18 protein-coding genes are annotated in these 19,924 nt (G+C 39.8%); 6 read left to right on the top strand and 12 right to left on the bottom strand.

Annotation, left to right across the window (positions count from 1 at the left end):
- Window positions 1–5: 5 nt before the first annotated feature.
- Window positions 6–422: a VOC family protein gene (locus tag B5Y40_RS13535; RefSeq protein WP_079687334.1), complete on the top strand. Its 417-nt coding sequence runs from the start codon at window positions 6–8 to the stop codon at window positions 420–422.
- Between the two features lie 344 nt (window positions 423–766).
- On the opposite strand, the gene B5Y40_RS13530 is transcribed toward B5Y40_RS13535, so the two are convergent.
- The 4 genes from B5Y40_RS13530 to B5Y40_RS13515 form a co-directional block, all read right to left on the bottom strand.
- A complete protein-coding gene (locus tag B5Y40_RS13530) occupies window positions 767–4,612 on the bottom strand; it encodes a T9SS type B sorting domain-containing protein (protein WP_159453701.1) in 3,846 nt (1,281 codons plus the stop codon).
- A gap of 376 nt (window positions 4,613–4,988) precedes the next feature.
- Window positions 4,989–5,540, bottom strand: a complete 552-nt coding sequence (locus B5Y40_RS13525) for a CPBP family intramembrane glutamic endopeptidase (RefSeq protein ID WP_079687332.1) — start codon at window positions 5,538–5,540, stop codon at window positions 4,989–4,991.
- A 548-nt stretch (window positions 5,541–6,088) separates the two neighbouring features.
- Window positions 6,089–6,340 carry an RNA ligase family protein gene (locus tag B5Y40_RS29375; RefSeq protein ID WP_143785767.1) on the bottom strand — a complete coding sequence of 84 codons (252 nt, stop codon included), beginning with the start codon at window positions 6,338–6,340 and terminating at the stop codon, window positions 6,089–6,091.
- Complete coding sequence (locus B5Y40_RS13515) at window positions 6,337–6,600, bottom strand: hypothetical protein (protein WP_079687331.1); 264 nt, start codon at window positions 6,598–6,600, stop codon at window positions 6,337–6,339. The genes B5Y40_RS29375 and B5Y40_RS13515 overlap by 4 nt, the downstream gene beginning before the upstream one ends.
- Before the next feature lie 532 nt (window positions 6,601–7,132).
- On the opposite strand from B5Y40_RS13515, the gene B5Y40_RS13510 reads away from it, so the two are divergent.
- Window positions 7,133–9,988 carry a T9SS type B sorting domain-containing protein gene (locus tag B5Y40_RS13510; protein WP_079687330.1) on the top strand — a complete coding sequence of 952 codons (2,856 nt, stop codon included), beginning with the start codon at window positions 7,133–7,135 and terminating at the stop codon, window positions 9,986–9,988.
- An 18-nt stretch (window positions 9,989–10,006) separates the two neighbouring features.
- Here B5Y40_RS13510 and B5Y40_RS13505 read toward each other — a convergent pair whose 3' ends face one another.
- The 3 genes from B5Y40_RS13505 to B5Y40_RS13495 form a co-directional block, all read right to left on the bottom strand.
- Window positions 10,007–12,367 (bottom strand): ABC transporter permease, encoded by a 2,361-nt coding sequence (locus B5Y40_RS13505; protein WP_079688431.1) that lies wholly within the window; start codon window positions 12,365–12,367, stop codon window positions 10,007–10,009.
- 267 nt (window positions 12,368–12,634) lie between these two features.
- Window positions 12,635–13,099 carry a hypothetical protein gene (locus B5Y40_RS13500; protein WP_143785766.1) on the bottom strand — a complete coding sequence of 155 codons (465 nt, stop codon included), beginning with the start codon at window positions 13,097–13,099 and terminating at the stop codon, window positions 12,635–12,637.
- A gap of 88 nt (window positions 13,100–13,187) precedes the next feature.
- Window positions 13,188–13,400, bottom strand: a complete 213-nt coding sequence (locus B5Y40_RS13495) for a helix-turn-helix transcriptional regulator (RefSeq protein WP_079687328.1) — start codon at window positions 13,398–13,400, stop codon at window positions 13,188–13,190.
- Window positions 13,401–13,563: 163 nt separating this feature from the next.
- Here B5Y40_RS13495 and B5Y40_RS13490 point away from each other — a divergent pair, with 163 nt between their 5' ends.
- A complete protein-coding gene (locus B5Y40_RS13490; RefSeq protein WP_079687327.1) occupies window positions 13,564–13,899 on the top strand; it encodes a hypothetical protein in 336 nt (111 codons plus the stop codon).
- A gap of 168 nt (window positions 13,900–14,067) precedes the next feature.
- Here the strand turns inward: B5Y40_RS13490 and B5Y40_RS29655 are convergent, their stop codons facing one another.
- The 4 genes from B5Y40_RS29655 to B5Y40_RS13475 form a co-directional block, all read right to left on the bottom strand.
- A complete protein-coding gene (locus B5Y40_RS29655) occupies window positions 14,068–14,223 on the bottom strand; it encodes a hypothetical protein (protein WP_159453700.1) in 156 nt (51 codons plus the stop codon).
- A gap of 54 nt (window positions 14,224–14,277) precedes the next feature.
- Window positions 14,278–14,616 carry a YegP family protein gene (locus tag B5Y40_RS13485; RefSeq protein WP_079688430.1) on the bottom strand — a complete coding sequence of 113 codons (339 nt, stop codon included), beginning with the start codon at window positions 14,614–14,616 and terminating at the stop codon, window positions 14,278–14,280.
- Window positions 14,617–14,769: 153 nt separating this feature from the next.
- Window positions 14,770–15,252 carry a hypothetical protein gene (locus B5Y40_RS13480; protein ID WP_143785765.1) on the bottom strand — a complete coding sequence of 161 codons (483 nt, stop codon included), beginning with the start codon at window positions 15,250–15,252 and terminating at the stop codon, window positions 14,770–14,772.
- A 6-nt stretch (window positions 15,253–15,258) separates the two neighbouring features.
- Window positions 15,259–15,867 (bottom strand): Panacea domain-containing protein, encoded by a 609-nt coding sequence (locus tag B5Y40_RS13475; protein WP_079687325.1) that lies wholly within the window; start codon window positions 15,865–15,867, stop codon window positions 15,259–15,261.
- Window positions 15,868–16,030: 163 nt separating this feature from the next.
- Here B5Y40_RS13475 and B5Y40_RS13470 point away from each other — a divergent pair, with 163 nt between their 5' ends.
- Complete coding sequence (locus B5Y40_RS13470; RefSeq protein ID WP_079687324.1) at window positions 16,031–17,017, top strand: helix-turn-helix transcriptional regulator; 987 nt, start codon at window positions 16,031–16,033, stop codon at window positions 17,015–17,017.
- A gap of 35 nt (window positions 17,018–17,052) precedes the next feature.
- Here the strand turns inward: B5Y40_RS13470 and B5Y40_RS13465 are convergent, their stop codons facing one another.
- Entirely contained in the window at window positions 17,053–17,811 is a 759-nt protein-coding gene (locus B5Y40_RS13465; protein ID WP_079687323.1) for a hypothetical protein, read from the bottom strand.
- 376 nt (window positions 17,812–18,187) lie between these two features.
- Here B5Y40_RS13465 and B5Y40_RS13460 point away from each other — a divergent pair, with 376 nt between their 5' ends.
- Window positions 18,188–19,126, top strand: coding sequence for a VOC family protein (locus tag B5Y40_RS13460; RefSeq protein WP_143785764.1), 939 nt, complete (start codon window positions 18,188–18,190; stop codon window positions 19,124–19,126).
- A 48-nt stretch (window positions 19,127–19,174) separates the two neighbouring features.
- The gene (locus B5Y40_RS13455) at window positions 19,175–19,873 is read left to right on the top strand and encodes a fibrobacter succinogenes major paralogous domain-containing protein (protein ID WP_079687321.1); all 699 of its coding nucleotides are present in this window, start codon (window positions 19,175–19,177) and stop codon (window positions 19,871–19,873) included.
- The last annotated feature ends 51 nt before the right edge of the window (window positions 19,874–19,924 follow it).

Below are 19,924 nucleotides of genomic sequence, written 5' to 3'. Positions count from 1 at the left end.
ACGAAATGACTAAAGAATTGTGGATCAATCTTCCGGTAAAAAATGTAGCGAAGTCAAAAGAGTTTTTTACAAAGCTTGGATTTCCGCTCAACCCCAATGCTCCCAACCCCGATATATCGGCATGCTTGCTAATTGGAACCAAGAATGTAGTGGTGATGCTTTTTGAAGAACCTGTTTTTAAAAGTTTTACGAACCACGAAATCACGAATACAAAGCAATCAAGCGAAGTGCTGATCTCGTTCGATGCAGAGAGTCGCGAAGAAGTAGACGAAATTGCAAAGAAAGTAAAAGATGCCGGAGGCATAGTATATAATGGTCCTGGTGACAATCAGGGATGGATGTATGGCATGGGCTTTAGCGACCTCGATGGCCATCGCTGGAATGTTCTCTACATGGACATGGCAAAAATGCCAAAAGGCTAAACTATAAATTGCCTCGGGATTAATCCCGAGGCAATTCATGTTTGTGTTTTTTTTTAGCCTGATGTGTTGTGCTTCTGATAGGAGGACTTTCATAATGAGCTTCATCCACATTATATCCCTTGCCTCGGGATTAAATTCCGAGGCAAAGGATATAATTGAAATAATGCCGGACACAATTTTGATCGCTTCTTAGAAGCATTTTTTTTACTCTTCTGCTTTGAACTATGTCTATTTCAAAAATGACAGTGGCTATAAATAAGGCACTTCTGCGGTACGTAGAGACTGTAAATATAGCGGAAGCATACACGAATAATCTTTCCGGGGAAATTGATAAAGTATGATCATCACTTTACTAAATGCACCCAACCCTTTATTTTGACCGGCACACCGCTACAGGTATGGTACACCCCGGACCAATAGTAAATTCCTGTATTTAGTTCGTTGCCATTCCAAACCTGGTTATTTGGCGCTGAAAAAACCGACCTTCCATATCGGTTAAAGATAGTATAGCTGGCTTTGTCCTCGTTGTCGTTATCCGTTTGGTCGTCATCTTTACTTAGTACTGTGATCTGAAACGAATCGTTTTTCCCGTCACCATTCGGCGTAAATACATTTGGAACAAATACAGAGTCTTTTGAATGTATATAGATGTACTTTGGAGAAGTTGTATACGAACAGGCTCCCTTCTTTATAACTGCAGAGTAGTACCCTGATTTTGTTGGGTGAATGCTGTTAGTCAATTCAGAAAGTGTTTCAGGCTGCTCATTGTCGGCTGAATATAGCCATTCGTATGTCGCTCGTGGATCGGAAGGAACGCTGAAGGAAAAATCATTTTCATGGCAAACTTCTGACTTTACGTTTTCAGGGACCAGTGCCATCGAGAAATTATCTTTTATACTAATAGCGAGTGAGGCAACCTCGCAAAAGTCTTTCTTAAGTGAAACCATATAGTTTCCTGGTGATGAAGTTTCTAATGAATTCCCCGTTCCTTGTTCTAAATAATCACCTCCATTGTCTTCTTGTTTACTCCACGAATAGATAGTGCCTGCAAGCGGAGTAGTGTCAATTGAAAGTTTTACGGATCCCTGCTCGCATAAATTTCCGGTACGATTGATCACGGGAGTAGAGAGCCGGGCAACTTTTACGGTCGTTTGGTTCTGATAATAGCAACCACGAGCAGATGTATAACTATAATACAGAGTATAGCCTCCATTAGCAAGATGATTCATGACGAATCGGTTGTTTACTACGCCGGAGCCAGACCATGTACCGCCGGTTGGTGAAGCCGTAAGGTCTAACCCTTCAGGAGGAGTACCACAAACCTCTCCAAGCGGATTAGCGAGAACATCGATCGATTCATTGTGGATTGTAATTATTTCTGAAAATGTTTCGCATGCTTGATTGTAGACTTTTGCCATGTACTCACCACGTTGGGACGCATCCATTGTAAGGCTGGCTTCGCCGAGGTATATAAAAGATTGGCTATCGTTTTCTCGGAAAAACCATTGATAGTCACTGTCTGTTATTTCTTTTACTTTTAATGGAATGGAAATGTCGGCTTCCTGGCATACCCAATATTCTTTATCAACGGTAATGATAGCTGGAGGTTTAGCGTTCACCTTTACGCTAATCTTTCCACTCGACAAGCAACCCGTGGGTGTGTAGGTAATCTCGTGTGATCCCGTTCCTGCTATAGATGGATCAAATATACCAAGTGCAGCATCTATAATTCCTTTTCCTGTCCATGTACCACCTGATGGCTTCGCGGTGAGTGTTATTGTACTACCCGACTCGTTACAAAGTTGAGGCGCTGGCTTCATCGCAAGTGGTATATCGGTAATATATACCGTTCCTGCGGTTCGGCCGGTTGATATATCTTCCAATGACGAAGCGATAAATATATTTTGCTCATTCATTGCAACCTGAATACCAAAATTATCCCGTACACTCATTTCTCCTTTAAAGACTTTGGAAAGATAAGCGGATGACCACCATTCATCGGCTGCTTCAAACAATATCGCCTTGCCTGGTATATTTGTGGGCTTATTGTTATTAAGATCTGCGCTGGCGAAGAATTCTGCAACAGGTACTCCTACCATTACAGAGCTTTCTGATGGAAATACAGATGCACCAAAGAATCCACTTTGTTGTTTTATATCGGGAAGAAGCTTAACGGATTCTGTTCTGCTCGACCAAGAACCGCCTGATTTATATACATATACTGCGCCTACATCCCATGTCCCTTCAAAATCCTTGCGTGGGGCTCCAATGTAAATTGTGTTGTTTTTAATAGCTACGGTCTGTCCGAAGTCTGATCCATTTTGAACCAACACAAAGGTTGGATAAGAAAATCGGAGGTTCTCAGGATCAGTAGGAGATAGCTTTGCCGTGTTTATCCATGTGCTGTTAGCTTCTAATTGAAAAACCTGTCCACCAGCAACGAAGGTATCCCCCTCAATGGCAACTCCAACCGTTGTGAATTTTGAAAACAAGTTAAAATATCCCGTTGACACTGATTGCCGGTATATCCAGGAGTTACCATCATATTCATAGATCGCCACTCTTGTATCAAGTGATGGGGATTGATCGCCATACGGAATCAACAACCACCGGTCACTCATCGCTACATTGTCCCCCGAGGCAATAACTGTATTCTGTGGATTAGGAATTACGATTTCCTGAAAAAACTGTGGACTATTCCAATCGTCTTGATCCCGTTTATAAATGAAGACCCGACCTATCGCACCCCAGTTGTTTGCGCCAATAGCAATGAATTTTTCACTGGCAGCCAAAGCGCTTCCAAAATTTACATTTGAGTAGGTGGTTGGGTTAGGTATAATTGTTGACACTTGGTTCCATTGCAAGCCGTTTTTTTTATAAATATATACTTTGCCAGCTTCGGCTTTCAAAGTATTGTCGCGAATAGCGCTTACAAATACAAAATCACCTTGTAGTGTCATCCGACTGCCAAAAGCATGATTACGCGTACTCGTTGGTATGGTATATAATGATGACGATACCCATTTATCAGATGATGTTTTTGAATACGTGGCGATCGCGTTCGATACGGAAGTCTTGTTCGGATTAGGTATATATCCGGCAACGACATCCGTATGCTGATTTGCAGCAATTACGAGCCCGTATCGGCTAACCGTGGATGATCTCGTATCGATTGTTTGCCAGGTTGGAGCGGCCCAGCCAGTAGCTCCTTTTTTCAACCATGTCAAAGTTGTACTTCCGAATACATTCTTACTGGCTGCGTATAGATCAGTACCATTTGTAGCAAGACGGAGTGAGCTTGCATTTGGAATCAATGTTTGGCCGTCCGGATCAAGTATATAGGTTGGTGTCGCATTTCCCCAATTTCCACTGACAGGTTTTTCGAAATACATCAGTTGCAGCTGACCACCTCCGGACGCTGACCACATGATTCCATCTTCCAGCACCACAAGATTATCCACCCAAGCACTATAGTTTGTAGATGGAGATAGCAGTGCCTCCAGAGTGAAGTTTGAAAAACTTCCTGAAGGGTCGTTATATATGAATATATTGCCGTGGGCCGAAGGCGTAAAGGGTGTACCTGTAATAATTCTGTTTCCTGAAATATATACCCCGGTCCTTCCGAAGTCTGAAACATTGTATGTAGCTTTTATTTCCAATGGCGATATAGCATTACTCCAGGATATACCGGGGTCTTTATGAAAAACAAAGAGACTACCCGCGATAGTTGTAGGATTAAAATTATGGGCTTTCAAGGCATCCGCCACTACAATAGTATTTTCATCAACCGAAATGTCAACGGGGTGAAAATAGGCGGTACCAAAAGATGCAGTTCCGGGTACTGAGAGAGTACTGAACTCTGTTGCGGACGCCCATCCTGATGCTGGCTTCTTATAAAGCAGAACTTGACCGCCATTTGCTTCCGCTGAAACTAGAAGATAATTTTTCGAGAGCTTAACACTTATCCCCAACCGAAGATTGACAACAGGCTGAGATGCAATCATTGATGCAATCTTTACCCACGTATCATTTGATTTCTCGTAGATGTAAACTATACCTGATTGACGACCTACCGTGTCGCTGTCAGGAACACCCACTGCGAGGTAGTTGTCGTACATCGAGACTGACTTCCCAAAATCAAGTGAATAGTCTACGGAGCGCTCTGGATACAGCTTTTCAAAGCCGTTCATACACTGACAATTGCCTGAAAGGGCAACGAATATAGCTGCCAACAAAGTAAATACTGATTTCATATAGACAAGACGCCGCAAATCTACAATTTAAGGCCGCTTTTGACAGTAATAAAAATAAAAATTCAAGTGCTTGTAATAATGTGTCGCTAATTGCAGTATATATCTGTACACATCAATGGGAAGCGTTGTGGGTAGGTGGTAATATTGTTTCATTACAGCGTCCTTATCTCCGAAAGTTTATCTGAGAAAACTACTACAAGAGCATATGTGCCCGCAGCGTTAGATTTATAACCTACTGGTATTGAAAATTTGCTGTTTCACTAGCATTCCCTATACCATGCCTTGAGATTAATCCCGAGACAATTGAATTTGATCATAAAAATAATCTTCCAAAGACCTCAACAAATGGATCGCGACCCACCACTGTGTAATAAAATAATGCACCGAGCCATCCGTGGAACAATCCCAGTACATATACATTTCGGGAACGTTGATATATATAGCCGTACAGTAAAGCGAGGATAAATGTGCCGGCCATCAACCAGTAATCAGGATAATGCATTAAGCCAAAAAGTATAGCCGTTACTGTAATAGTTATAAAGGTATTTGGCCGCTTTGCTTTTAAGTGCTGCAGATTTCCTGCCACTAAACCTATAACAAGAAATTGTTGAATGATGCCCCAAATAGGATAGAGAATTAAGATTGGAATTATATGCCAGCTCAGGTTGATAGTATCAAGCTTGTAGCCAACAACAAAGAATGTGATAACAGAAATAGTACCAAAGGGTAGAATTTTGAGAGCTACTTCTTTGAAGTGTCCAGGCGAAAGCCCCAATAATGAAGTATTCCTTTTACTCTTCTGCTTTGCCTGACTACATATATAGTCCATCCAATAATGACAATAGCTATAAATGGAAGTCGCCATTGGAGTAAATCCATGAAGATGATTTTGCCGATGCCCACCAGAAATACAGCAGTGATTTCATACTTCCTTCGTTTGTCGGAAATAAATTGTTGAGGGTCAGGCAGGGGTGAGTTCATATGGAGTTGCTGTAGGCAACTGTAACAAATATAGATTTCAATGGTTAATTAATTATTTATTTTATTCGTCTTTTGCCGGTAGACTGAGTGATTATATGAAATAAATTCATATGCGCATGTACTAAATACAAGCTAACGGTTTTAGTATGTTTTGTTAACGATCGCTAAATGAATTACTAAAATGAAACATCGTTATAGCGATGTTGATAAAGATCTAGATTTTGTATCGCCCTTAATACGATTTTATTATAATACTTAGCGGAGGAATTAATCCCCCGCTAGTGATAAAATATGTAAAACAATCTACCGCTTGAAATCACGGAATTTGATTTTAGCTATAATTCGCTGGCCATGACGATTAAACAAATCTACTTTAGGCTTCATGATGAGACCTTCTGCGATGTGCTTTTTATCCTGTGCCATGGTAGAGGTTTAACCTTTCTTTACAAACTCAACTGCTTCCAGTAATGTACCGGTACCGATAATTGGTACGATATCTATTTTTAATTTGTTCGCAATGTCTTCTACATTTTCGCGAGACAGCCAGAAGTTACCTACTTTTACATCGAACAAAATAAAGTCTGTACGGTGAGCGATGTAGCGATTATCCTCCTTCTGGATTTTGTTACCGTAACCTTCACCGTACATACATACTTCAGTTGCATCAGTAAAGATTTGTTTCATAGTCTCTGCGGTAATTTCTGTTGCAGTACATTTAGCAGAAAGGTTGGTATATGTGCATCATCAGTTTTACCGCCGAAGCGCACCTCACTACGATTCCACATAATGCGGATGTTGGTACCGTCAATCTTTTCGGTCCAGGTCCACGGAATGTCCTTCAGTGTTTCAAATTCCGGTAATGCCCAGTGGCCTTCCATCAGTTGTTTAAAATTGGTTTCAGGACTGCGCAAAAATACAGTCTGAATCTTGTGGTATTCTTTCATTAGTTTATTTAATAAGAGTGTTAATAATTGTATTAGATATAGCGTATTATATATACGTTCAGAAAAGACATGGCAGCGCCACTCCAATGTTTTCACCGGACGATATATACTTTTGACTATCGGGGAAAATAAAAAGCCCCGGATTGGTTTACCCGGGGCTTGTATGTATCAGCAGTGTGATGTTTATCTATACATATACCCAGGATAAAACCCAACGGCTTTTCCCGTTAAATACGAGGCGTATTTAGGAAGCGTGTTTTGGTTTACGATGTTTACTCCTAGTTTCATTTTGGTGTAATTTTATTGTAGCATAATTATGGGTGTAAAAGTACAAACATGCTTCCTGACGGATCTATATCTTTCAACGCGCTGCTTATGCATTTCCCGGTTGTAATCGGAGATGACTTACAATGGGGTATGGATTTGGCTGCTACACAGTCTTGATTAAACATACAAGTGACATCGAGAGGAAAAGTTCTTTTTGAAGAGGAACCATGAGTAATTATATTTGCCTTATCCTACCGAGCCACACATGTATAGTTATAGTTTACCTGCATTACTTCTGTTTCTGTTAGTGAATGTTGTATCTGTATTAGCCCAGGAAATAATGTGGGCGCATCAGTCAGAAGATGTTGCTTATGATGAAGGTGTCTTTACTATTGAGATGGAATTGGATGCTGATGAAAACCTTTATGTTCTTTATGTTTTACAAGGTCGGGTGAAATTCGAAGGTGTTCAATTTGAGTCTGCAGGAACAGAAGACTTGTTATTAATCAAGTATAATCCTGAAGGCAATATTCTTTGGATAAAACAAATTGGAGGCGATGGCTGGGACTCCGGTAGTGACATGGCTATAGATAGTGATAACAATGTTTTAATAACAGGAGTTTTTTCGAAGGGATCGGCATTTTTAGATCCGACTCTGGATCCGAATAATGGGAGTGCTTTTATTGCTAAGCTAAATTTAGCTGGTGATCTTATTTGGGTAAGGCAGTACGGTAATCAAAACTCGGCTGGTCATGCCATTACAAGTGATAGGTTTAATAATATAATTGTAGGGGGCTTTGTCGATATGGACAACCTCTTGGTAGCAGCATATGATTCCAATGGAATTCTTATGTGGTCGGAGCCAATGATATATATGGGTTGTTGTGTGCAACCTTCAATAGAACATATTAGAACGGACGCAAGCAATAACATTATAATTATTGGAGACTTTACCGGAAGGATCAATTTTGCGGGTGAAACACTGCAAGCACCCTTTTTTTATAGTGCTTTTATATACAAACTGAAGAGTGATGGCAGCTATATATGGTCCAATCAAGTCGATCCGACTGAACATGCACTGGATGATGCTCGTGGTGTTGAAGTTCAAATCGACCAGATGGGTGATATTTTTATGCTGGGGTATTTTAACGGTGCTGCTAGACTAGGCACGATAACATTGAAGGCCCAGAACGATATTGACGATCGTACCGGGTTTCTTACTAAAATTAGTTCTGAAGGAAGTTTTTTGTGGGCAAAGACGATGTATAGTGATGACATGCTACCGGGGAGTCTCAATATAAATCCGAATACTAATGAACTTAATATTTGTGGGTCCTCAGGCAAACGGTTTGCTTATGACGATGATTATGTATCCTCAAGTGTTACAAAACAATCGTTTATACTTACAACAGACGCAACCGGAAATTTCAAACGTTACATGTTTCTCAATCCAGAGTCTTATCCGAGCTACAGAGCTCATGCTGTTTTTAATTCAAAAAACGAATTCTATATAACTAGTAACTTTTACGCGGATTTTACAGTCGGCTGCTTTGATATGAAAGGTGGTAGTTGGTATACTGCGTTTCTTATTAAGAGCGGTAAGCTGCCTGATATTGCAATTAGCAATCTTAAGGCTATATGCGTTGATAATGTTGTAGAGTTTGAGGCGAAGGGAGCCGACCTTGCGACAAGTTTTACCTGGTATTTTCCTGAAGGCATAGAGTCAACGTCCGGTTCTTTTGTTACAACACTGCCATCGATAGCAGTGAAAATAAATGAGTACAAAGAAAATACCTCGTTTACAGTTGTTCCCTACTTTGAATGTTATCCACGTACAGAGTTCTCTGCAAGTCTGAAAATGGCACGTAAGCCTGAGCAACCAGAACGGCCCACGGGCCCCGCATTAATCTGTGCTGGGGTATCATCAATCTATACTACGTCACAAAACGAAGGTGTTGATAAATATATATGGACTCTGTCATCCAATGTAAACACTATAGCGCAGGCTGCAAATCAAGTTAATGTTATAGCATTATTACCCAATGCCACAGCGACTATACAGGTTAAAGCAGAAAACGGATGTGGAGAAAGCCAATTGTCTGAAACGTTGACAGTAGTAGTAAGCCCTGAGCCGTCAGCACCCATTATTACAGGGCCCTCTGAACTTTGTGCAGGGCAAAGCAACGTTCAATACATGGCATCTGCTACAAATGCCAATAGTTATGATTGGATTATTTCACCGTCGGGTAATGTGAAAAAGCTACAGCCAGACAACTCTGTAATTACCGTTGATTTTCCAAAGGGTATACATGCTGTAACGATACAGGCCGTGTCTAAAGGTTTATGTAAAAACTCGACCTCGCAACCTCTTATAGTTGAACTGGTGCAACCGCCCCTTGTTCCTACAGAAATAGCTGGTAATGCTGAATTCTGTATACAAACAGAATCAGTAATATTTGTAGCGCAACCTGAGCAATCCAATGTTTCCTATACTTGGTCATATCCTGTAGGTTTTAGCGTTCAATCGTCAGTTGCAAATACACTCACATTGAACTTAACGGATCGCGCTGAAGCCGGTGAAGTATCCGTTACTGTATTCAACAGATGCTTTACTTCTGTATCAAAACAGTTAAGCATAAAAGTTTTACGCGCGCCAGAGAAGCCTCTGATAGCAAAAAGTAAGTGCGACCGGCAATTGTTGTACGAAGGAGATTATGATGATATAGCATGGTATAAAGACAATGCGTTGATGAACGAGGGTGTACACATTGTAGAACTAGCTTCCGGAGATTCTGGTTACTATCATGTTGAGGTGCAAAATGTATGCGGAAAAACACAGAGTGATATTCTTCATGCTCTCCCGGTATATATGGAAAGTATATTTATTCCTAATGTTCTAACTGCGAATGATGATGGCTACAACGATTATTTTGTTGTAGATAAATCGTTGAAAGGTTCAAGTCTTAAAGTTGTAAATCGATGGGGTGAGAGAGTATACTATTCAGAGCGTTATGATAACACATGGAATGGCCAGGATCTCTCGTTCGGTACTTATTTTTATACTATACGAAATGAATGCACCGATAGACCTATTTCAGGATACGTGCATTTAATGAAATAGAGTCATTGCTCTATTTAGTTATTCATTCCGTAGACTCTTCACCGGATTCTCCAATGCTGCTTTAATAGATTGGTAGCCTACCGTAACCAGTGCGAGTGTACTGCATAGCGCTCCTGCGAGTATAAATATCCACCAGTCTATGTTTGTTCGGTATGTATAGCCTTGCAGCCATTGATCCATAGCATACCACGCGATGGGTGTGCCAATAAGTATAGCGATGAACACCAGTGTTGCAAAGTCTTTAGACAGTAACGCAGTGATGCGGATTACCGATGCACCTAAAACTTTTCGTATGCCTATTTCTTTTACTCTTACTTCAGCCATATAGCTGGCGAGTCCGAATAGTCCAAGACATGAAATGAAGATTGTTAGTATAGTGAATACAGAGGTAAGTGATGCTGTTCGTTCGGTATCTTCAAACTTTTGTGCGTAGTCGTCATCAGAAAAATGAAATTCGAACGGATATTCCGGATTATACTTTTGAAAGAGTGCTTGTATACCCGCGATGGCTTTCTGTGGATATATACCTTCTTTCAGTTTAATGTGAATAACGTTGAAGCCGCTTCCTTTCACACCTTCAATAACCAAGGGCTTTATAGTTTGATAGGGAGAGCCGGTAATAAAATCTTTCACTACACCTATGATGTGATATTCGGTGCCATCCGTTTCTTTTATAGTCTGACCAATCGGGTCTTTGAATCCAAATGCTTTTGCTGCTGCTTCGTTAATGAGCATCGCTGTTGAATCAGTAGGATATTTCTGAAGATCCATATCGCGACCTTGTATCAATCGGAGCGATGCTGTTTCTACTAGTCCTTCATCTGCCGACATTCGGCCAAAGTCAGTTTTGTCTTCCGGATTTTTACCTTGCCATTGCAGATCCCAGGTGTCACTCATAATCATGCTCATGGGTGAAAGCGTTTTCGTTACACTTGAAGCTATACCCGAGTTGATGAGTTCATTTTTTAAAGGTATATAATTTTCATACAGAGCGCCCGTCATCCAATGGTATACCAGTGCCTTTGCATTATAGCCACGATCGCGTGTTTGCGTATAGCGTATCTGTTGTACCACTACCATGGTAGCTATAATAAGTACGATAGCAAATGTGAATTGCGTAACCACCAGTATCTTTCTTGGGTTGATGCGCGAAGAACTCTTCTTGAATGTACCCTTTAACACCGTAACTGGTTTGAATGATGAAAGGAAGAATGCCGGGTAACTGCCTGCAATGATACCGGTGATAATCGTGAAAGCAATCAGCGCTATCCAGAAATATAGGTGTGTAAAGGGTACAGAAATGGTTTGGCCAACGAGTGTACTGAAATACGGTAACATTAACTGTACTAACACAACGGCTATACCTGCAGATATACCGGACAGTAAAATTGACTCGATTAGAAACTGTCCTACCAGTAATGCTTTGTCGGCACCGGCAACTTTGCGTACACCAACCTCTTTTGCGCGTTTTTCACTGCGCGCAGTGCTTAAGTTCATGAAGTTTATGCAGGCTACCAGTAAAACGAATCCTCCGATAATGGCGAATAGTTGCACCGTTTCTATTCGTCCTCCTACAGATTTTCCGTTTTCGAACCGTGAGTATAAATGCCAGCGACTGATCGGGTGAAGTATAATCTCCTCCTTAACAAGCCCTTCGCTGTGACGAATGATAACGTCTTTGATCTTTTCACTTACCGATGCGAAAGAATGTCCATCGTTGAGTTGAACATAGGTAAATATACCATTGTTTGCCCAGTTTATGTCATCATCGTTTGTGCGCTTCATGTACTCCGAGGATAATATATACTCGAAATCGAAATCGGTATTGGGAGGCAGGTCTTTCATAACACCGGTTACACGGTATAGCTCATTGTCGATTTTGATTTCTTTACCCAGTGCATGAATGTCGTCAAACATTTTGAGCGCCATTTTCTCTGTTACCACAATGGAATAGCTATCGTTGAGTGCTGTGCTGGCATTACCTTCCAGCAAGGGAAAGGTAAATATTTTCAGAAAAGATGGATCTGCTATAAGTGCCTTTGTTGATACTTTACGATCGTCTACAATAGTAACAAACCATCGACTAAAAGTTCGCGCTACCTCGGCCACCTCTTCATATTCTGCTTTGAGTGTTGGACCAAGAACTTTTGGTGTATAGGGCCAGCATTCGATCTTGTCGTTCATCCGGCCTCTATTCCATGCCTGGTATATATTCGGTTGATTCACATGAAAAGTATCGAAGCTTACTTCGTGGTGTATCCATACAAAAATTATAATCGCTGTAGCCATTCCTACAGCAAGTCCTGACACGTTGATAAATGTAAAGCCTTTGCTTCTTACGAGATTCCGAAATGCGACCTTGAAATAATTTCTGAGCATACGTGAAGAGTTAATACGATCACGCATATACCTGCAAAGCGTGATCCAAAGCGAAACGCTTTTTTTCGGGTGGAATTAAATGAGCAAATATATATTGTGTCCGAAATCGAAATATTTTGTGCGGAAATGGAGCTAATAGAACTGTATAGTTTACGTAACGAATTTAAGTTCTTTGAGGAAAATCTTTACTGTTCAAGCTGTCTTTTCTGATTAGTACGACCTTGAGCTAAGTATATTCAAGACTTATTACGTTGCTCATAATATCAATCACTCCACCAGTTTCACTACTTCTTCTTCCTTCAATTTTCTGATGGCCATTTCGTGGGCAGAGAATTCTTTATTGCGTGGCCAGATGTGAAAGCCTCCAGCGAACTGCTGTCTGAATTCAGACATGAGTTTATTGAATGCAGCTTCATCAATGCCCATGCCAGGATAGTAAACGTAATACCACTTTCCCCATATACCATTTTCATCGATCTGTCCATGATAATCGATTTGATGTGTGCTATAGTGTTTCATAAAACGACACGTCATCGATGTAAGATCATAACGACCTTCGAACGTGAAAGCACCAACGTCATCATGTCCGTTGCCTGAGATGTTACCGTTTATAAAGTCAAGCATCAGCAGCATTTCATGTCGCTCTTGGCTATGGTAATAAACGTAAAAGCCAGTCCAGTACCCGCTGGGGAGGTATGAATGTTGCTCATAACGATCAGGAGAATCAGGCATAGTAGTAATTACATCTGTGTTTAATGACAGTAATTTTTATACTATACATATATGTGAAGGGTGTGATAAATTCCAACGCTTCAATTCTCTATTGTTCAACCAACAGCGAAGATACTTTTATATCTAGGTATTTGGCAATTTCAAATAGTGTAGCAATACTTGGCTGGCTATCATTTGTGCACCATCGTGAAACGGTGCCCGGCTGTACATTCAAATAATCTGCAAGTTCTTTATTGGTCTTTTTCTTTTCTGCCAGTACGACCTTGAGCCGGTTATATTCAGGACTTGCTGTTTTGCTCATAGTTTCTTAAACGTTTCGAACAAAACTAAGTGTTTGAAAATTAGTGCTTTAAATGTGTTTTAAGCGCATATTATTGTCATTAAAGTATTATTAATATCATTTGTTGTTATTTATATGCTTATGGATGTTATATTTATGACAGCAAAGCATCTAAAAATATTTTATGACGACTAAATGTTGCCCATCAGAACTGCCTTCTCAAAAAGAACTCATTCTTCAACTCCTCAAACAAGAGCTTAAAAGCTATAGATTTTTTAACGGCCTGCGTGAGATTGGCCTTGATGATTCTTTCTATCATTCAGACTTCAGTTCGCTTCTGCTAACCTATATAGGTTTTGATGATGAAGAGAATGCAACCTATGATTTCTATTTCGCTTTACTTGAAAAGTATAGCACGTACTTCCAACCTAATGAAGAAACTGTAATGAAACTCGCTCTAAGGGTGTATCTGGAACTTGTGGCCGAACTGAAAAGTCGGCAAGAGTTGAAGAAAGATTAAGCTATACTTCGATACCTAAAAATACACTACGTAGTGAGTTAGAAACTTTTGTTGATGCTCTGGTCACACGTTAACGTACTTTAACTGCATGGTATAATTAACCAGAGATTGAGAATATATACATGAGTGTTATAAGAAAAAAAGCCTGGGAAATACCAGGCTCTAGGACTACTTGAAAACTTTTGTAATTTCATTTACAGTCCATACGGTAACGCCAATGACTGCAACAAAAGCTAATGCTTTTGCAAGTTCTCCGACAACTGTAAGACAGGTATTGCCTTTACACACAGTTACCTGATCTTTTCGAGCTGAAACATTCATCATACAAAATTTAAGTGATACAAATCCTGCCATTTGACCTTCGGCAGACTAAGGTCTCTATGTGAGATCTTCTACAGGAGCACCCGGAGCGTCACGTTTTACTGCCTCTATGCCGTTGTCTCTGGCAGATGAAGATGTATAGCTTTCACTGTTGCTAAGAATCTGCCCATTGGCCGCTTTCAAGTTAAAAGTATAATTTGAAAGACTATCCTTTTTAGTATAACGCGAGTCGTATGGTGCATTTATCCTTACAGAATCAATGGCGCTGTTGCAATTTTGCTTAGTGGTATAGGTTTCACTGGCTTTTAGAATCACTTCTCCATTTCCTTTTGAGCGTAACACGAAGTAGTACTGACTGTTGCTGCTCCTTAACAGCTGAAATTTAGGGTAGTTCATTTTTTTGTTTTTTTTGTTTTGAAAAATCAAATAAGATCAAAGACTTCAACTTCGCGACTTCGAAACGCTCATGTTTTGCTTTGATAATGTGAATGTAGAAATGGTCAGTGACATCTATTGTCACTGATTAGAGATTTAGGAAGAAGATCGATATTAGTTAGTAGAACGAGCCTTTTCTAATTTTTCTATGATTGGTGCAAGGTCTTTTCTGATACCGCGTGGAACGAATTTACTTTTATATATACAGTAAAGAAGATCGCTATATTCGGTGTCGGTTAATTGGTCTTGGAGGCTAGCTGCACCTGTATCTTCATATCTGAACTTTAGGTGAGATATAGTGCGCTTTGTTAAATTAGCTTGTACTTGAATATAGGTGTCTTTTGAAAATGCAAACCCATTCTTACCCACCACTAGGGATTTAGGTATACAATAGCAATGCAATTTGCTCGGGTGGTGAATAACACACCTCTGGCCTTTATGTTCGTCCGGAATATAGTCTTTGGAAGTTGTCAATGGCGCAACGATTGCATCTGTACCTATTCGTAAAATGACAACCATAAATTTATCTTTTGGTTGCGTGCCATTTCGTTCAAAGTCAAAATTTCTAATTAAAATGATGTTAGGAGGAGAAAACACTATTGGCTAAAGGTTTAAGGATTCCTGTGCGTTTTTAAAATTTTCAAGTTTAATTGGATCGTTAGCAATAAGGTCGGATAAATCAATGATGTAGGAGGATGTCTGCTTAGTTTCAAATAACTCTTCTAAGTTCTTTTCCTTGACGATTTTGTCCCACAATGTTCCCTCTTTATGTAGATGGTTAATCAGCGTTTCACTCGTTAGGCTACCATAGTCCCTGATGATCTTATCTATTAACTCAATTTCGTAGTCAGAGAACTCAGAATCATCAAATTTATTGACGGATTTAATCAGTGCTACCTCCCGATCATTTTTGTTCTCGCATTTTTTAGCTTCTGCATAAAATGAAAGTTGCTCAGAATTGTTTTTCATTAAGTCAACATATATGTTATATGCAACCGGTCCCATTTTCCACACTTTATAATTCAAACCTGTGATAGGAACTCCAGTCTCTTTTACGGACGTCTCGTCAATGATATAAAGAAGTTTGAGGAGTTTCGTTAGAAATAATTGCTGATGGTAATTCTTCCATATCTGATCCGTGAGATAGATAATAAGATTACCGATCTTATCCACGTTATGGATGCTCGGATGGCTACTGCTTGGAATTTTCATGTCGATGACAATCAACCCTATGGCATAGGTCCCTAAGAAAACTTTATGCCAAGATAGTATAATTCGTTAGAATTTAAAGGATTATAGAGGATTTTTATAGGATACAAACTTAATACATCTTGATGACAACTATTGTCACCTATTCATATAAACTTATTGCTATATGCCTGTTACAAAAAGTCAAGATTTAAGAATTGAAATTCTTGATGAATTGCTAGATGCCAGAAAGTGGACGTTTCAAGAGTTGCTTGATAGAGTTAATCAACGGCTTGGAGATAGCCAGCCTTTCATTAGTAAAAGGACTTTGTTGCGAGACTTAAACTATCTGATTGACAAAAAAGATGCGCCTATACATAGGCCCGAAAAGAGTGATAACTTTTACTATTATACCCGAAAATTTTCATTAAAAAATATCCCTATCGATGAGGATGATCTAGCTAGCCTAAAAAATGCAATTCAGATTTTAAAAGCAGTGGATAACTTTACGTTATCTCAGGATGTAGAATATATTACCCGAAAGCTTGAGAATCGAATAAATGTTGAGACCTATGATCAACAGATTTATATTCAATTTGAGAGGCATACAACCTCACAAGGAGGCGAGTATATATATGAGCTTCTTGAAGCAATTAAGAGTAAAAATGTATTAAGACTGTCTTATCAGCCCTACACTCACCCTCAACCTAGCGAAAAAAATGTACATCCATATTTATTGAAAGAATTTAGGAATCGATGGTTCTTGATAGGAAGGGAAGAAAATGCAAGTAGAATTACTATCTACGCGCTCGATAGAATAAAGAGAATACGTCCATCAAGTGTATCCTATGTCGAAAATACTCTTTTTAATCCAAGCGATTATTTTAATAATTTGATTGGAGTTTCTATACCTGAAAATGCAATACCTGAAAAGGTTGAGATAAAAGTATATAAGCATGCTAAGCCCTATGTCCTTTCAAAACCAATTCACTTAAATCAAGAAGTAGTTAGATATTTTAAAGACGGAAGCATGTTAATCCATCTCAACCTCATTTTGAATTATGAATTGAAATCAGTTTTGTTGAGCTATGGTGATGGCCTTGAAATTCGAAGGCCAATTCTTCTACGCGAAGAATTAAAAAAAACCATAATGGGAATGGCAGAATTCTATTGACCCTTTTTAAGCGTAAATATGATCCGAGCATATAGTCATGATTTTTCGGAACACGTGTCAATCAATTCTTGCCTCAGATCATGCAGTAATTCGATTCCTTTAAACGCTTCAATGAAAAGAAAAGTGAGAATTACAATTAGTATACCCAGATAAAGGCTTGTCTTCCCCCAATCTATATTGGATGTTTGTTCATGGGTGATACAAATAGCGAGGTGTCCAAGTAGCATTATACATATCGCAGCTATTATCGTTAGTTCAAATCTAAACCTGTTTAATATACCTCTGTAATATTTTACTATTACCGGCTCTTTCGTAGAAATACAGATAGCTAAATATCTTGCCCATCGATCGTAAAACTCTTCGCTAAGCTGGTCAACTGATTTATCATTTATTCGATCCCTCACGAATTTACCCAGAAGTAATTCCCAGCAATTGAATAATATTAAAAGCCACCCAAATAACAATCTGAATGTTGCTAAAGTATTATCCTTCAAAGAAAAAGGAGAAACTGCCGTTGCTTGTTTGGGTGTTGTCTTCAATTTTAAAAAAATCATTTCAAGTCTGACTTCAATGTTAGAGGCAACATCTGTAAGGAAAAGGCCCGTGCCCCAGCTGACTAATAAGAAACCGAGAACTATGGGGATAATAGTCCATTCAGTTAGCGCTGATTGAACATCATACGGCAAAGAATGCACAATCAAGTAAGTGTAAGGCCAGCTTGCAATTGCTCCTGGCAATAGGCTGGTTAACAGTTCTCGTTGATTTTCAGTTTTGAAAACGGACAACAACTCCATATTTATTTTTTAATGATATCGCACAGCTTTTTATGGTAATTAAATGTTTTCCTAATTCTTCATCGGTAAACTTGTAGTCGCCTAAGACTTTAGCACACGCTATTACTTCAATCATTCATCTTTAATGCAAGGAGATGCGGAAATATAATTGAGGCCTTTCACTATTTGATGAATTGTTTCCGGGAGTATTAAAATTCTTTCCGAGCGCACTGAATTTGTTTCCCAAAACCAAGCTAGGCGTTAGATTACGTGAAAGCTGATAGTAATACTACCAATTTTCTTCCGTCCCCTGCCACTATAACATGAATTAAGCAAGGGGTATAGGAAGGGTTAAGGAGGGCCTTAGGATCGCTATACCTAGCTCTTACCTTGCTTTTTGAAAAACAGCTCAAAAATAAGAAGTTTCTTTGGTGAGTCGGCAGTTTTGTCAGTACTTGGGCTCATGGCTATAAAGGGCATTGTAATGGCATTTATATACTTGAGCGCAGGCTTTGCAGCCTGGTCGCAGCCGCTATGCGAAGAAGCGAATCTGCATAAGCTGGTTATAGGTATAGATCATGTTCCTATAGTTGTGCGTGATCTGAATGAAGCAAAGACTTTATTTTCCGACCGCCTGAAGTTTACGGTGAAAAACGGCAGAGCGCATGAAGGAATCAGTAACTTCTTCGTAAAATTTCAAGACGGTACATATCTGGAGTTCATCACACCGTTGGATAGTTCATTCGCTATCGGTAACTACTACTCAAACTTTCTCAAGCACCGAGCGGGAGGAACCAGCCTTGCGCTATCCGTAAAATCCGCAGACTCAGTAATGCTATTGCTTCAACAGTGTGCCGTGCCATTCAAATCAAACGCGAACCCTATATGGCTAAGTGTTGAACCTTCCGGTAACGATTTATTCTACATTGAATACAGGAACAAGAATTGGAAAGAGCGTGAAGTAAATACAACGCATGCTAATCAATCGCTGTCGTTGAAATCGGTTTGGTGGATTTCAAAAGATCCTGCAAAGTATATATCAAATTTTACGAAGCTCGGTTTTATCAATAAAGGTGCGTCCACGTATCTGGGTATTCAGGCACAGGTACTAAAAGCCGAGTCAAGCGAATTAATCGTGGTGAGTAGTAGTGAAGGAGCTGATATACTCGGCAATTTCAAGTCGCCCGGAACGGAAGGTATTTTTGGATTCACTGTTAAGGTAAAATCATTGAATATAGTCAGGCAGTTGCTCAAAGATCAAAACCTGATAATCAAAGGCAACAGTATTATATACTATGCTAAGGATTACAATTTCTTCATTGTGTTTACTGAATAAATAAAGCTGTATCCTCCGGTTAGATTGTTACGTTATTGGGGTAAACCTATGAAACTCATCAAACCGTCCTGCTATAGCGAGAACGATCACCAGCATCATTATAGGCAGCTGATCATACTGCCGGTTTTAATACTGTTCGTTTCATGGTTATTCATTTCGTGTGGAGGTTCCTCAAATGGAAATGATACCCTTCACGCCAATACCATCGCAGAAGTTAAAATAGGCAACCAGGTATGGATGGCTCATAATTTTGATGGCGCCACCTTCAGCAATGGAGACTCTATACCGCACGCAAAATCTGCTGAAGAATGGGAGCGAGCCGGCAGAGAAGGAAAGCCAGCGTGGTGCTATTATAAAAATGATGCAGGCATGGGTGGTAAATATGGACGTATCTATAACTGGTATGCCATCAACGATGCGCGAGGGTTTAGTCCGGAAGGGTGGCATGTGCCGACTAACGATGAATGGATAGCGCTGGAGGAGTTTGTGGGTATAGCAGAGGCTGGTGTGCGATTGAAATGCAGTGGTGATACCACCAGCGGATTCTGTGCGCTGCTCGGTGGGTATCGAAGTAAAGAAGGAGGCTTTTCGGGTGTTGACGAATTTACCTATATGGCCAGTGCCACCGAGCGCGATCAACAGGCAAATGATGCTTGGGGACGCGGTATACATCATGCCAACAATACTATAATGCGATGTGGGTTATATAAAGCACACGGCACGTATGTGCGACTTATTAAAGATTAGGCAGCGTATTTTTTGAGAAGAACTAATGTTAACCGTTGCTGCCTAAAATTC

Source organism: Ohtaekwangia koreensis (assembly GCF_900167975.1).
In the GTDB taxonomy this organism is placed as follows: domain Bacteria; phylum Bacteroidota; class Bacteroidia; order Cytophagales; family Cyclobacteriaceae; genus Ohtaekwangia; species Ohtaekwangia koreensis.
The sequence above is the reverse complement of the archived record's forward strand: the minus strand, read 5'-3'. Positions and strand labels throughout refer to the sequence as shown.

Coding starts and splice junctions, on each gene's coding strand:
- B5Y40_RS13470 (WP_079687324.1), top strand. CDS start 16,031: ATGCCTGTTACAAAAAGTCAAGATTTAAGAATTGAAATTCTTGATGAA.
- B5Y40_RS13490 (WP_079687327.1), top strand. CDS start 13,564: ATGACGACTAAATGTTGCCCATCAGAACTGCCTTCTCAAAAAGAACTC.
- B5Y40_RS13525 (WP_079687332.1), bottom strand. CDS start 5,540: ATGGCGACTTCCATTTATAGCTATTGTCATTATTGGATGGACTATATA.
- B5Y40_RS13535 (WP_079687334.1), top strand. CDS start 6: ATGACTAAAGAATTGTGGATCAATCTTCCGGTAAAAAATGTAGCGAAG.
- B5Y40_RS13495 (WP_079687328.1), bottom strand. CDS start 13,400: ATGAGCAAAACAGCAAGTCCTGAATATAACCGGCTCAAGGTCGTACTG.
- B5Y40_RS13515 (WP_079687331.1), bottom strand. CDS start 6,600: ATGAAAGAATACCACAAGATTCAGACTGTATTTTTGCGCAGTCCTGAA.
- B5Y40_RS13485 (WP_079688430.1), bottom strand. CDS start 14,616: ATGAACTACCCTAAATTTCAGCTGTTAAGGAGCAGCAACAGTCAGTAC.
- B5Y40_RS13455 (WP_079687321.1), top strand. CDS start 19,175: ATGAAACTCATCAAACCGTCCTGCTATAGCGAGAACGATCACCAGCAT.
- B5Y40_RS29655 (WP_159453700.1), bottom strand. CDS start 14,223: ATGATGAATGTTTCAGCTCGAAAAGATCAGGTAACTGTGTGTAAAGGC.
- B5Y40_RS13465 (WP_079687323.1), bottom strand. CDS start 17,811: ATGGAGTTGTTGTCCGTTTTCAAAACTGAAAATCAACGAGAACTGTTA.
- B5Y40_RS29375 (WP_143785767.1), bottom strand. CDS start 6,340: ATGAAACAAATCTTTACTGATGCAACTGAAGTATGTATGTACGGTGAA.
- B5Y40_RS13475 (WP_079687325.1), bottom strand. CDS start 15,867: ATGAAAATTCCAAGCAGTAGCCATCCGAGCATCCATAACGTGGATAAG.
- B5Y40_RS13510 (WP_079687330.1), top strand. CDS start 7,133: ATGTATAGTTATAGTTTACCTGCATTACTTCTGTTTCTGTTAGTGAAT.
- B5Y40_RS13500 (WP_143785766.1), bottom strand. CDS start 13,099: ATGCCTGATTCTCCTGATCGTTATGAGCAACATTCATACCTCCCCAGC.
- B5Y40_RS13530 (WP_159453701.1), bottom strand. CDS start 4,612: ATGAACGGCTTTGAAAAGCTGTATCCAGAGCGCTCCGTAGACTATTCA.
- B5Y40_RS13505 (WP_079688431.1), bottom strand. CDS start 12,367: ATGCTCAGAAATTATTTCAAGGTCGCATTTCGGAATCTCGTAAGAAGC.